We start from the raw sequence: 12,763 nt of genomic DNA, 5'->3' as shown, positions 1-12,763 counted from the left end.
GGGGTATGCCCATGAACGCTGCATTGCAGGGGATCGCTGAGAGTGCACCCGCAACCCACGCCCATACCGGCGCGTGGGTTGCGGGCGTGCTCCGCGCCCGGATCTCGGCCGGCCAGCTCCCGCCTGGCACCAAGTTGTCAGAGCAGAAACTGTCTGCGGCGCTTGGCGTTTCGAGGAATACCCTGCGGGAAGCCTTCACCGTCCTTGCCGGCGAGTCGGTGGTCCATCGGATTCCCAACCGGGGCGTCTACGTGGCTGCCCCCGGTGGTGACGACGTGCGGGAAATCTATCGCGTGCGGCGGGTCATCGAGCCGGCTGCCGTCCTGTGGGGGGAGCTCACGGACGACGCCCTGGACCAGCTGGACGCCATCATTGTCCGCGCCCGGGAAGCGCTGGCCACTGGTTCGGTGACGGGCATGGGCGACGCCAACCAGGAACTCCACAAGGCGCTGGTAGGGCTGTCGGGCAGTGCATCGCTGGACGAGCTGATGGAGAAGGTCCTGGCCGAGATGCGCCTGGTGTTCCATGCAATGGCTACCACCCCTGATTTCCACAGCCACTATGTGGAGCGTAACGCCGCGCTGGTGGCCCAGATCCGTTCCGGCCGGCGTGAGGAAGCCGCCGCCGAGCTCCGGCGCTACCTGGATGCCGCGGAACAGGAACTGCTGGCCCACATGGGCATCATTCCGTCCTGAACGGCAACATGCCCTGCGGGCAGAAAGCGCGCAGGGCATGTTGCGCCGGAACCCGGCTGAGGTGCTGCTAGGGCACCAGGTAGCTGCTGTCCCGGGCGTCGGTGATCAGCATGTGGCCCGGGGCGTGCCCGATGGCCAGGGCGGGCCGGGACTCCATCACGGCGGCCTGCGGTGTTACCCCGCAGGCCCAGAACACCGGCACGTGATGGGCCGGAATGTCCACTGCGTGGCCGAAGTCGGGCCGGGAAAGATCGGCGATGCCCAGTTGTTCGGGGTTTCCCACATGGACCGGGGCGCCATGCACGGCCGGGTAGCGCGATGTTATCCGGACGGCGTCCGCAACCTGGGATGCGGGAACAGGGCGCATGGACACCACGAGCGGCCCGGCCATGGCCCCTGCCGGTTCACAGCGGACGTTGGTCCGGTACATGGGCACATTTACCCCCTGGTCGATGTGGGCAACGCGGATTCCGTTCTCCTGGAGTGCAGCCTCGAAGGTGAAGCTGCAGCCCACGATGAACGTGACCAGGTCATCCCGCCAGTAGTGCAGGATATCTGTTGGCTCGTCCGTCTTAACGCCGTCCACGTAGACGGCGTAGCGGGCAACATCGGTGCGAACATCACCGCCGGCGAGGAGGGCGCCGCTGGTTTCGCCGGCGTCGAGCACTCCCAGGATCGGGCACGGCTTCGGGTTCCGCTGCGCAAACAGCAGGACGTCGAAGGCCTGGGCTTTGGGGACAATAATCAGGTTCGCCTGGGCGTAGCCTGCGCTCCACCCTGAGGTGGGGCTGACCAGTCCTGCGCGGAACAGGGCCCGCGCTTCTGATGGCGCCAGGGCGGCAGGGTTGGCGGGGAAATCGACACCTGCGGGCAGGTTTTTTGACAAGAACATGGCTCCTCCTCCTATGCCCACAGCTTGGTCAGGCCTACCAGCGAATTCCAGCCCAGGAACAGCGTGAGCAGCCAGGCCAGGACGCCGATGATGAGCAGCCACTTGGGGTAGGCGTAGCCCTGCATCAGGTCACGCCGGCGCCAGGCCACCCAGAGCAGGACAGCAAAGCCGACAGGAAGGATGAGGCCGTTGAAGGCGCCGGCGAAAATCAGCAGCTGCTGCGGAGCCTGCCCGATCAGCAGGTACGCAACTGCACAGAAGGTGATGAAGCCCACGGTGATCAGGTTGCGGGTCCGCTCCGGAGTGGTGGATTTGGTGATGAACGAAACTGAGGTGTACGCAGCGCCGATGACGGAGGTCACGGAAGCGGCCCACAGGATCACGCCAAACATCCGCAGGCCGATTTCTCCGGCTGCTGCTTCGAACGCGGACGCCGCGAGGTTGTTGTTGGCCAACGCTACGCCGCCGGCCACCACTCCAAGGATGGCCAGGAAGAGCAGCACCCGCATCACGCAGGTGACCAGGATTCCCACGATCGAGCTCCGGGTGATTTCCTGGACGTGCTCCACTCCCGTGGCGCCGGAGTCAAGCAGCCGGTGTGCGCCGGCATAGGTGATGTAGCCGCCGATGGTCCCGCCGATCAGGGTGGTGATGACCAGGAAATCCACCTTCTCCGGCATGACCGTGTTCCGCAGTGCTTCACCCAGGGGCGGTGCGGAGACGATGGCCACGTACAGCGTCATCAGGATCATGAGTGCGCCCAGGATCACCACGATCTTGTCCAGGGCGACGCCGGCCCGCTTGCTGAGGAAGATCAGGATGGCAATGACGGCGGAAATCGCGCCGCCCAGTTTCGGGTCCAGGCCCATCATGGCGTTGGTGCCGAGCCCTGTTCCGGCGATGTTGCCGATGTTGAATACCAGGCCGCCAAGGAAAACGAGTCCGGCAAGGAACCAGCCGATGCCGGGCAGCACCTTGTTGCCCAGTTCCTGGGCACGCATGCCCGAGACGCCGATAACCCGCCAGACATTGGTCTGTACGGCGATGTCCACCAGGATCGACACGAGGATGGCAAAGGCGAAGGCGGCCCCCAGCTGCACTGTGAATGCTGCTGTCTGGGTAATGAAACCCGGGCCGATTGCGCTGGTGGCCATGAGGAACATGGCTCCCAGGAGGGCTGAACGCCTGCCGGCCTTCGTAGTGCCCGATGTCAGTGTTGCGGTACTTTCCACAGATCCGTCCAAACGTGCGGGTGACTGGAGTCACAGAGGGGATGTACCGGCAACACTACAGACTGTTCAACAATCTAGGCAAGGGATTGTTGAACAATAATTTGATTTGTGAAAGAAAACCTCGTTGATGGAGCCCCTGGGCGCTAGGCGCGGGCCCGCTTGGCTTCCTTCTTGGCAGCTTCTTCCTTGACCCGCTGGGCCTCGGCCCGGACGGCGGCGTGCGTGGCGCGCTCGGTGACCAGCCACGCCGGGGGAGCCTGCAGCAGCGCGGTGATTTCCGCCGTCGTCAAGGCTTCGTCGATGCCGCCGCGGGCCAGGCCGCTGATGGAGACGTTCAGCTTTTGGGCCACGACCGGACGCGGGTGCGGACCGTTGCGGCGCAGTTCGGCGAGCCATTCCGGCGGGTTGGCCTGGAGTTCGGCGAACTCTTCCCGGGTGATGGTTGATTCCTGGAACTCCTGCGGTGTTGCGGGCAGGTAGATGCCAAGTTTCTTGGCAACGGTGGCCGGCTTCATGGACTGGGAGTTTGCAGAGGTCATGCTTCAAGGGTATCCGGGCGGGCGGTACTGTGAAGACGTGCCCACCGACAACGCCCCCCAGACAGACGCCGGTCCCGCAGGGTCTGCTGACCCGGCCGGGCAGGATGCCCACCGCATGCTCCGGGTCGCCTACGTGGCGGGAGTGACGCCCGGCAAGTGGATCCGCCGCTGGGAAGAACGCGTGCTGGACATTCCGCTCCAGGCGTTTATGTCCGACGACGCCGCACAGGTCCAGGTGCTGCGTGACGGGTCCGCGGACCTCAGCTTCGTCCGCCTTCCGGTGGAGCGCGAGGGCCTCAGCGTGATTCCCCTGTACGAGGAGCAGCCCGTGGTGGTTGCCCCCAAGGGCCACGAGATTTCGGTGTTCGAGGAAGTGGCGCTGGCTGATGTGGAGCAGGAGGCCTTCCTGGACGTGGCTGCGCTGGGCGGTCCGGAGGCTGCGCTGCAGGTGGTGGCCACTGGGGCAGGCCTGGTGATCCTGCCCATGTCCGTGGCCCGCCATTTCAACGTCAAAGACACGGTGGCGCGGCGGCTCACCGGAGCGCCCGCGACCGAGATAGCTGTGGCCTGGCCTGCCGATTCCACGGACGAAATCATCGAGGAATTCATCGGAATCGTCCGGGGGCGTACCGCCCAGAGCTCCCGCCAGCCCTCCGCCCAGCCCGTCAAACCCAAGAAGGAACCCAAACCGGACCGGCGCGGCAGCGGAACCAAGAAGGCGCCCAAGGTGGCCCAGCGCTACGCCCCCAATCCGGACAAGGGCCGGGGCAAGGGTTCCCGCAAGAAGGGCAAGCGCTAGACAAACACTAAAGGTGGAATTCGTCGGACGTGGCCAGCAAGTTCTGCATGCATCGCCCGGTGCCGCATACTGAGCCGGAGCCGGTGACCACGCCCAGCTGGTGGGGGGCGCCCGGAGCGGCTTCCGCCGGTTGGGGGCCGCTTCACACTTAGGGTGTAGCGGGGTAATTAAGTTAGCCTTACCTTGCCCAATTCGCGTGCGGTCCAAGAACTGCCCCTTTGAGAAGAGCTACGAGTGTCCCGTCGAAGCATGATCGCTGCCACAGCAGGCCTGACCATCCTGGCGTCCGCCGTAACTGGTTGCGGCATCATTGGTGGGCAGCCCGCTGACCTCCAGATCTATTCCGCCCGCCACTACGATTTGGAGGGCGCCTTCGGGCAGTTCCAGGACGAAACGGGAATTTCCGTGGAGTTCATCAGCGGCGACGACGCCGAGCTCCTCGAACGCCTGAAGGCTGAAGGTGAGGACTCGCCGGCTGATGTTTTTATGACGGTGGATGCCGGCAACTTGTGGAATGCGGCGCGCCAGGATGAGCTCGCCGCCGTCGACTCCGCAGCCCTGGATGAAGCGGTACCCGAGGACCTCCGTGATCCGCAGGGGCGCTGGTACGGCTTGGCCATGCGCGCGCGTACCGTTACCTACAACCCGCAGAATGTGGATCCCGCTGAATTTGACGCCACGGACACCTATGCCGGGCTGGCGGATCCGAAGTGGAAGGGGCGGCTGTGCATGCGGGACGCCACCTCGTCCTACACCCAGTCACTCGTGGCCAGCCTGATCGACCTGCACGGCCGGGAGAAGGCCCTGGAGATTGCCAAGGGCTGGGTGGCCAACGACGTACAGATCATGAGCAACGACGTGCTTTTGCTTGAAGCCATCGACGCCGGCACCTGCGACGTGGGGATCAACAACCACTACTACCTGGCCCGGACGCTGGAGGACAAGCCCGATTTCAAGGCGGAGCTCTACTGGGCCAGCCAGGACGGTGCCGGGACGCATGTCAACATTTCCGGTGCGGGCGTGGTGGAGGGCTCAGATAATGCCGGGGACGCGCAGCGGCTCATCGAGTGGCTCGCCACCAAGGGCCAGAACGCCTTCGTGGACGCGAACCACGAGTTCCCGGTCAACCCTGCGGTCAAACCCGAGCCAGTAATTGCAGGCTTTGGTGACTTCAAGCGGATGCCGCTGAACGCCGAAGCCTACGGCGACCTCAACGCCGGGGCAGTGGACCTGCTCGCCGAGGCCGGATACAAATGACCGAAACGGCGGTTCTCGCAGAAGCGGGGATGCCGAAGCGCCGTCCACGCCGGACGGCCGGTGCCGGACGCCCGGCATGGTCCGCACTCGTGGTCCTGGTGGCCGTGGTTGTTGCCACCCCCGTGTTCGCTGTGGTCCTTGATGGCCTGGGCAGTATGGGCGGCACGGCGCCGCCGCGGGACCTTTCCGGCATGGTGCTCACAACCCTGCTCCTGATGCTGGGAGTGGCAGCGGGTTCCCTCCTGGTGGGCGGCGGCCTGGCATGGCTCGTCACCGCATACCGCTTTCCGCTGCGCAATGTCTTCGCCTGGTTGCTCGTCCTGCCCCTGGCCGTACCCGCCTACATTCTGGGCTTCGTCTTCCTCTCCGTATTCGACGTCTCCGGGCCGGTGCAGTCCGCCCTGCGCGCGGTACTGGGTACGGACGTTTGGGTCCCCGACGTCCGGTCGCTGCCGGGCGCTGTGCTGGTGATGTCGCTGTCGCTCTACCCCTACGTCTACCTCCTGGCGCGCACTGCGCTCACTGAGCACGCATCCGGCACCTACGACGCTGCCCGGACCCTCGGTGCAGGGCGGGGACGGGCACTGCGGCGCGTCCTGCTGCCGCTCGCCAGGCCGTCCCTGGCCGCGGGCATGGCCCTGGTGATGATGGAGACGCTCACCGACTTCGCCACGGTGCAGTACTTCAACGTCCAGACCGTTTCCGTGGGTGTCTACCTGGTCTGGAAGGGCACCTTCAACTTCCACGCCGCAACCCAGCTGGCCGTCCTGGTCCTGCTGTTCGCCGTCGCCGTGCTGGCGGGGGAGCGGGCACTCCGCGGCCGGGCACGCTATCACCGGCAGGGCGGGAGGGGTCATGGTCTGCAGCCGGAAACGCTCCACGGCGCCCGCGGCTGGGGCGCCGCAGCTCTCTGTACGGCTGCCGTCAGTACAGGGTTCCTGATCCCCGTCCTCCAGCTGCTGGGCTGGGCCGTGGGCGGGGCGGTCAAGAATCCCGGCTTCCTCGCCGATCCGCGCTTCGGTGAGTACATCGTCAATACCCTCCTGGTCGCAGCGGTCACCGCCGCGGCCTGCGTGTTCCTCTCAGTGGCAGTGGGGCACGGCGTCCGCCTCAGCGGCGGCAGGTTCGTCTCCTCGGCGGCGCAGCTCACAACCTTCGGATACGCCGTGCCGGGTGCCGTCGTGGGCATCGGCGTCCTCATCTCCTTCGCGGCTTTGGATGATGCACTCGAGGCTGCAGGCGTTCCCGGCGGCACCGGACTATTGGTCACCGGTTCGGTCCTGGGCATCCTTTACGCCTACGTGATCCGTTTCCTCGCACCCGCGTACCAGGCAGTGGACGCGAGCTTCGCGAAAATCCCGGCAACCCTCACTTTCTCGGCCCTTAGCCTGGGTGCTGCCCCGCGGCGCATCCTGGCGCGCGTGCATGTCCCCCTGGCACGGTCCGGGATTGCCGTGGCGTTGATGCTGGTGGCAATCGACGCCGTCAAGGAGCTGCCCATCGTGCTGCTGCTCCGCCCCTTTGGGTTCACTACGGCGTCCGTCTGGGTCTACGAACTTGCCCGCGAAAACTTCTGGGAAAAGGCGTCGCTGCCCGCACTGGTGATCGTCGCGGCCGCCGTCCTCCCCGTCCTGGTCCTCGTTAGGCAAGCACGCCGCGATGAAACCCCTGGAAAGGCCCCGGCATGACCATGCGCATGGCACACGGAAATCGTCCTGCGGGCACGGAGACTGCTCCGGCAGCGCTGGTCTTTGAAAGCGTCAGCAAGCACTACGGACGGGCCGTAGGCGTGGATATGCTGGACCTCGCAGTGCCGGCTGGCGAGCTGGTCACCCTGATCGGTCCGTCGGGCTGCGGTAAGTCCACTACGCTGCGCCTCGCCGCAGGCCTGGAACGGCCGGACGGGGGCACCATCCGGGTGGCCGGGGACGTCGTGGCGGACAAGCGCCGCTTCGTCGAACCCGAGCAGCGCCGGGTGGGGCTCGTGTTCCAGGACTACGCACTGTTTCCGCACATGACAGTGGCCCAGAACGTCGAGTTCGGGCTGGACCGGCTAAGCCGCGGTGAGCGCAAGGCCCGGGCCGGGGAAGTCCTGGACCTGGTGCGGCTGGCCCATTTTGCGGGCCGGTACCCGCACGAACTTTCCGGCGGAGAACAGCAGCGCGTGGCCCTGGCCCGCGCCCTGGCGCCCCGCCCCGCCGTCGTCCTCCTGGACGAACCGTTCTCCAGCCTGGACGAGTCGTTGCGCGCGCAGGTGCGCAGGGACACTGTGGCAACGCTGCGTGAGGCCGGCACCACCGGCGTCCTCGTCACCCACGACCAGACCGAGGCGCTCTCCGTCGGCACCCGGGTGGTGGTAATGCGCGGCGGCGTCATCGAACAGGCGGACACGCCGGAGAAGGTCTTCGAGCAGCCGGCCACACGATTTGTGGCCTCCTTCATGGGTGACGCGGACTTCCTTCCGGCCCATGTGCACCGTGCGCTGCTGACGTGCGAGATCGGCGTCGTTTCAACTGTTCCGGGCTGGGCCAACAGCGAAGCGGACGTAGACGTGGTGCTCCGGCCGCACGAGGTGGCGCTGCGCCCGGACCCCGACTCTCCGGCGCGGGTGTCCGCGGTGGAGTACCACGGCGCCTTCGTCCTCCACTACGTGCGGCTGGCCTCGGGACGCACAGTGCGCTCCTGGCAGCCCCACACCGTCCGCCATCCGGTTGGAACAGCGGTAGCGGTGACCGTAGCGGCAGGCACCACGCCCACGCTGCTGCTGGGCGACCATGCCATCACATCCCCACCCCCGGGCAGCTCATTGAAGCAGCGGTCGCCCGAGCCCGTCCAGCTAAGTTAGGCCAGTTTTATGTCCCCACGTATCGCCCCGGTGACGCGTTGACCGCGCAGCCAGACCTCGCCCGGGCCGCGTTCACCGACCTCGCCCGCCACGGCGACCGCCCGGCCGTACTCACCGCCGACGGCGTCCTGTCCTACCGGGAGCTTGCCGCCCGCGTGGACGACGCCGCAGCCCGCTTAGGAACAACACGGCGCCTGGTGGTGCTGGCAGCGCGCAACGACCTGGACTCGCTGGTGGCGTACCTCGCCGCGTTGTCGGCCGGCCATGTCCTGTTGCTGGCCCCGGCCGACAAGCCGGAGGCCCTCGCGTCCCTCATGGACGCTTACGACCCCGACGTGCTGCTGCGCTCCGGTGACGGCCACGGGGTGCCCGTGCTCGAGGAGCGGCGCGACGGGTCCCGGCACCACCTGCATCCTGACCTGGCGCTGCTGCTCAGCACCTCAGGTTCCACGGGCTCACCGAAACTGGTGCGGCTCTCGCATACCAACCTCACAGCCAACGCCGAGGCCATCGCCGAGTACCTGGGCATTGGGCCGGACGACAGGGCCGCCAGCACGCTGCCCCTGCACTACTGCTACGGCCTGTCAGTTGTTAACAGCCACCTGGTCCGCGGCGCAGGGCTGGTCCTCACTGACCTCTCAGTGGTGGATCCCTGCTTTTGGGATCTCTTCCGGGAACGGCAGGCCACCTCCTTCGCGGCGGTTCCCTACACCTTCGACCTCCTGGAACGGGTCGGCTTCGCGGACTCGGACCTGCCGCACCTGCGCTACGTCACCCAGGCCGGCGGCCGGCTGGCACCGGAAAAGGTGCGCTCCTGGGCGGAAACCGGGCAGCGCCGCGGCTGGGACCTCTTCGTGATGTACGGAGCAACGGAAGCGACCGCCCGGATGGCCTACCTGCCACCTGACCTGGCCGCCGACCATGCCGAAACCATCGGCGTCCCCGTACCGGGTGGATCCTTCCGCATCGAACCGGTGGAGGACCTGGCAGACGGGGAACTGGTCTACAGCGGCCCCAACGTGATGCTCGGTTACGCCGAGCACCCCGGGGACCTGGCACTGGGCCGGGAAGTCCACGAACTGCGCACCGGCGACCTCGCCCGCCGGCACCCGAATGGCCTGTACGAGGTGGTGGGGCGGCGCAGCCGGTTCGTGAAGATTGTGGGCCTGCGCGTGGATCTCGGCCAGGTGGAGCGGATCTTCGCCGACATGGGGATTACCGCCGCCGCCGCCGGCACCGATGACCGCCTGGTGGTCGCTGTCGAAGGCGGGCACGACGGCGGTTTGCTCGCCAAGACCCTGGCCGGCACGCTTGGGCTGCCGCGCGCCGCCGTCGTGATCCATGCCGTGGAAGCCCTCCCGCGCCTGACCACCGGCAAGGTGGACTACCCGGCCGTCCTGGCACTTGCCGCTCCGGCGCCCGCTGCTGCGGGTGCCGTCGGTACCGCCCGCGCCGCAACCGCCAGGCCGGCACCGGAGGGCCCAAGCCCCGCCAGCAACCCCAACGACATCCGAAGCATCTTCGCCGAGGCCCTGGAATGCCCCGTTGTGGGAGACGACGACACGTTCGTCTCCCTTGACGGTGACTCGCTGTCCTACGTGGCGGTCTCGGTTCAGCTGGAACGCGTCCTGGGACAGCTTCCCTCGGACTGGCACCTATTGCCGGTGCGGGAATTGGAGCGCCGCCGGAAGCCCATGCGCCGTAGCCCCTTTTCCTTCCTGGAAACCTCGATTGTGCTCCGGGCCGCCGCCATCGTGTGCATTGTGGCCACGCACGTAGAGCTGATCATGTTCCAGACCGCACACCTGCTCTTCGTGGTGGCCGGCTACAACTTCGCACGCTTCCAGCTGGCGGACCAGCGGCTGCCGCGGCTGCGCCGCCAGCTCCGCGGTGCCGCCCGGATGGTTCTGCCCTCCAGCGCTTTCATCGCCGTGGCCTACCTGCTCACGGACCGCTACAGCGTCGCCAATATCTTCCTGCTGAACGCCATGGTTGGGCCCGAGCAAGTAACCACGCAGTGGCATTTCTGGTTTGTGGAACTGCTGGTTTACATCCTGCTGGCGGTGGCAGCGCTCATGGCCGTGCCCTGGGTGGACCGGGTGGAGCGCCGTGCGCCGTTCGCTTTCGCCCTGGGGCTGGTGGCCATCGCGCTGCTGAGCCGGTATGACATCGTGGATCCCGGCCTGCCCAAGCCGCCGCCGGTGTTCTGGCTCTTTGCGCTCGGCTGGGCGCTCGCCCGGGCCCGCACGCACTTCCACAGGATCACTGTCTCGGTCATCACCCTGGTGACGCTGCCGGGGTTCTTCGGCAGCACAGTCCGCGATGTCACCGTCGCCGCAGGCATTCTGCTGCTGGTGTGGGTGCCCGCCCTGCCGGTGCCGGCGGTCCTGCGCCGGGTCACCGGCTGGCTGGCGGCGGCGTCCCTGTATATCTACCTCACCCACTGGCTGGTCTACCCGGTGCTGCTTCCCGTCAATCCGGTCCTGGCGGTTGTCGGGTCCCTCGTTCTGGGGGTGGGCTACTGGGCACTCTGCAGGTGGTTGCCCACGACGGCAGCGTTCAGATGGGCGGGGCGGCGGTTCACATCGTTGCTGCGCCCCGTTGAACGGGAACGATTGACGTAAGTTCCAGCCCGCAGTGCGTTATGCAAATGTGACAAATGGGGCTCCTGTGACGTAGGGTCTGAAACCGTGCCCGTTTCTCCGAACGCGGCACTCCCGAGCAGACTTGCCTAACTCTGCCGCTGCCCGGGATCCGTTCGCAAAATCGTCCGGCAGAGACGGGGAACCCAACATCGGCCTGCTTGCGGCGGGCCTTGGGGTGAAGCCGTGCCTGATGCCTTTCGTGCATCACCACGGCCGGGTGTCTCCCATCCGAATCCGACAGCTAACCTCGCAGGCAGTGGGAGAGGCCCTTTCATGCCCAATGGCAAAGCTCACGGCCGCCGCCGCGCGGTCCCCGTCCAGACCAGCCCCCTGGCGGTCCTGTCCAAATCATTCGCCGGCCACGCCGGCGGTGTAGGCCGTCAGGCCGCCGTCATCGCAGCCGCTTCCGGCCTCGTCCTGACCAGCGGCATCGCCGCCCAGGCAGCAGACGCCCCAACCCAGCGCGAAGCCGAGCCGGCATCAAACCTGGAAGTCACCAGCCAGGTACAAACCCCGCTCAGCGCAGACGCCACCGTGCAGATCGCCTTCGAGCGTCCCGCCGTCAAGACCACTCCTGCCCCCGTCGTGGAAGCACCCAAGCCGGTCACCGTCGAGGCCCCCAAAGCGGCCGCTCCTGCCGCTTCTGCCGCCGTAAAGACACAGGCGGTTGCGCCGGCCAAGGCCCAGGTCACCGTCACGCCCGCTGCTGCCGCTCCGGCTGCTGCCCCGGCAGCGGGAGGCGTAAATGCCACCATGGTGTCCTCCGCTTACGCCCAGATCGGCATGATTCAGGACTGCACGCGATTGGTCGAAAATGCCCTGAATGCTGCAGGGATCCCGGTCGGTGACCTTGGCCCGATGCAGTTCATGAACTACGGCACCGTCGTCTCCGATCCCCAGCCCGGTGACATGGTTGTCCAGTCCGGCCACGTGGGCATCTACGTCGGCAACGGCCAGGTCCTCAGCTCCGGCCTGAACGGCAAGAACGAAACCGCTGTGCACCCCCTGACCTGGATGACCTCCAAGGGCGCCGTCACCTTCGTCCGCGCAGGCAAATAGAAACCACTGAAGGCCGGTGATTCAATGCCTTGGGGGCATTGAATCACCGGCCTTAGCATGCCCTCTGCTCGTTGGGACATTGCCATTTCCGCCGTCTCGCGTGGTTATATTGCCGCATGCTTTCCCGACCTTCGGCCGCGGTGTGGCCAGCCGTACACAGCGAACGCCACATCCTCATCAAAGAACTTGAGTCGCTCACCCCGGCGCAATGGGCCCAGCCCTCGCTCTGCCCCGGCTGGGAAATTCACGACGTCGTAGCCCATCTTGTGGATTCCGCGAAAACAACCCGGCTCGGCTTTCTCCGTCGACTGATCGCCGCGAAGTTCGATTTCGACAAAGACAACGCAAACGGCATCACCAGGGAACGTGCCCCGGCCCCGGAAGCTACCCTGGCTGAGTTCCGCCGCATCCGCGAAGCAACCAAGACACCGCCTGCTGCGCTCGCAACTCGACTCGTCGAAGTAATCGTGCATGGCGAGGACATTCGGCGTCCCCTGGGGCTTTTGCGCTCCTACCCGATCGAGTCGATCGAGCCGGCTTTGCGTTATCAACTCAAAACCGGCATCTCTCTGGGCGGCGGCAAAGAACGCGCAGCCGGGTTTCGTCTGCAAGCTTCCGATTCAAGGTTTATGCACGGCTTTGGGCCACAGGTCACAGGAACCTCGTTGGCGCTTCTCATGGCTATCTCGGGCCGCCCCGTCGATAGGGAAGATTTCTCAGGTGAGGGCGCCGCCACTTTCGTACGAAAGCTGGAACAAGCGTCTCAATGAGCAGCCTCCGGCTAGCCCGAAGCCTGTGCT

11 protein-coding genes and 1 riboswitch are annotated in these 12,763 nt (G+C 66.3%); of the genes, 8 read left to right on the top strand and 3 right to left on the bottom strand.

Translation table 11 applies throughout. The features are described from left to right. Positions 1-5: 5 nt before the first annotated feature. Positions 6-695 carry a GntR family transcriptional regulator gene (locus G6R19_RS11225; RefSeq protein WP_163164905.1) on the top strand — a complete coding sequence of 230 codons (690 nt, stop codon included), beginning with the start codon at positions 6-8 and terminating at the stop codon, positions 693-695. A gap of 67 nt (positions 696-762) precedes the next feature. Here the strand turns inward: G6R19_RS11225 and G6R19_RS11220 are convergent, their stop codons facing one another. From G6R19_RS11220 to G6R19_RS11210, 3 genes are all read right to left on the bottom strand, one after another. After that, complete coding sequence (locus G6R19_RS11220) at positions 763-1,587, bottom strand: putative hydro-lyase (protein ID WP_163164903.1); 825 nt, start codon at positions 1,585-1,587, stop codon at positions 763-765. Between the two features lie 11 nt (positions 1,588-1,598). Continuing rightward, positions 1,599-2,819, bottom strand: coding sequence for an NRAMP family divalent metal transporter (locus tag G6R19_RS11215; RefSeq protein ID WP_240341840.1), 1,221 nt, complete (start codon positions 2,817-2,819; stop codon positions 1,599-1,601). A gap of 143 nt (positions 2,820-2,962) precedes the next feature. Further along, positions 2,963-3,358, bottom strand: a complete 396-nt coding sequence (locus tag G6R19_RS11210; RefSeq protein WP_163164901.1) for a DUF5997 family protein — start codon at positions 3,356-3,358, stop codon at positions 2,963-2,965. On the opposite strand from G6R19_RS11210, the gene G6R19_RS11205 reads away from it, so the two are divergent. The 7 genes from G6R19_RS11205 (at position 3,321) to G6R19_RS11175 (ending at position 12,733) form a co-directional block, all read left to right on the top strand. After that, positions 3,321-4,157 carry a LysR substrate-binding domain-containing protein gene (locus G6R19_RS11205; protein ID WP_240341839.1) on the top strand — a complete coding sequence of 279 codons (837 nt, stop codon included), beginning with the start codon at positions 3,321-3,323 and terminating at the stop codon, positions 4,155-4,157. The two genes, G6R19_RS11210 and G6R19_RS11205, sit on opposite strands and share 38 nt — an antisense overlap. Positions 4,158-4,391: 234 nt before the next feature. Continuing rightward, positions 4,392-5,414 carry an extracellular solute-binding protein gene (locus G6R19_RS11200; protein ID WP_163164899.1) on the top strand — a complete coding sequence of 341 codons (1,023 nt, stop codon included), beginning with the start codon at positions 4,392-4,394 and terminating at the stop codon, positions 5,412-5,414. Then, positions 5,411-7,102, top strand: coding sequence for an iron ABC transporter permease (locus G6R19_RS11195; protein WP_163164897.1), 1,692 nt, complete (start codon positions 5,411-5,413; stop codon positions 7,100-7,102). Before G6R19_RS11200 ends, G6R19_RS11195 begins: the two co-directional genes overlap by 4 nt. Further along, positions 7,099-8,259 carry an ABC transporter ATP-binding protein gene (locus tag G6R19_RS11190; RefSeq protein WP_205484373.1) on the top strand — a complete coding sequence of 387 codons (1,161 nt, stop codon included), beginning with the start codon at positions 7,099-7,101 and terminating at the stop codon, positions 8,257-8,259. The genes G6R19_RS11195 and G6R19_RS11190 overlap by 4 nt, the downstream gene beginning before the upstream one ends. Positions 8,260-8,297: 38 nt before the next feature. Continuing rightward, entirely contained in the window at positions 8,298-10,883 is a 2,586-nt protein-coding gene (locus G6R19_RS11185; RefSeq protein WP_163164895.1) for an AMP-binding protein, read from the top strand. A gap of 94 nt (positions 10,884-10,977) precedes the next feature. Next, positions 10,978-11,174, top strand: a riboswitch (cyclic di-AMP (ydaO/yuaA leader). 3 nt (positions 11,175-11,177) lie between these two features. Next, positions 11,178-11,963 (top strand): NlpC/P60 family protein, encoded by a 786-nt coding sequence (locus G6R19_RS11180; protein ID WP_163164894.1) that lies wholly within the window; start codon positions 11,178-11,180, stop codon positions 11,961-11,963. A gap of 116 nt (positions 11,964-12,079) precedes the next feature. Continuing rightward, positions 12,080-12,733: a maleylpyruvate isomerase family mycothiol-dependent enzyme gene (locus G6R19_RS11175; protein ID WP_163164892.1), complete on the top strand. Its 654-nt coding sequence runs from the start codon at positions 12,080-12,082 to the stop codon at positions 12,731-12,733. The last annotated feature ends 30 nt before the right edge of the window (positions 12,734-12,763 follow it).

It is taken from the genome of Arthrobacter sp. Alg241-R88 (assembly GCF_900537115.1).
GTDB lineage: Bacteria > Actinomycetota > Actinomycetes > Actinomycetales > Micrococcaceae > Arthrobacter.
The sequence above is the reverse complement of the archived record's forward strand: the minus strand, read 5'-3'. Positions and strand labels throughout refer to the sequence as shown.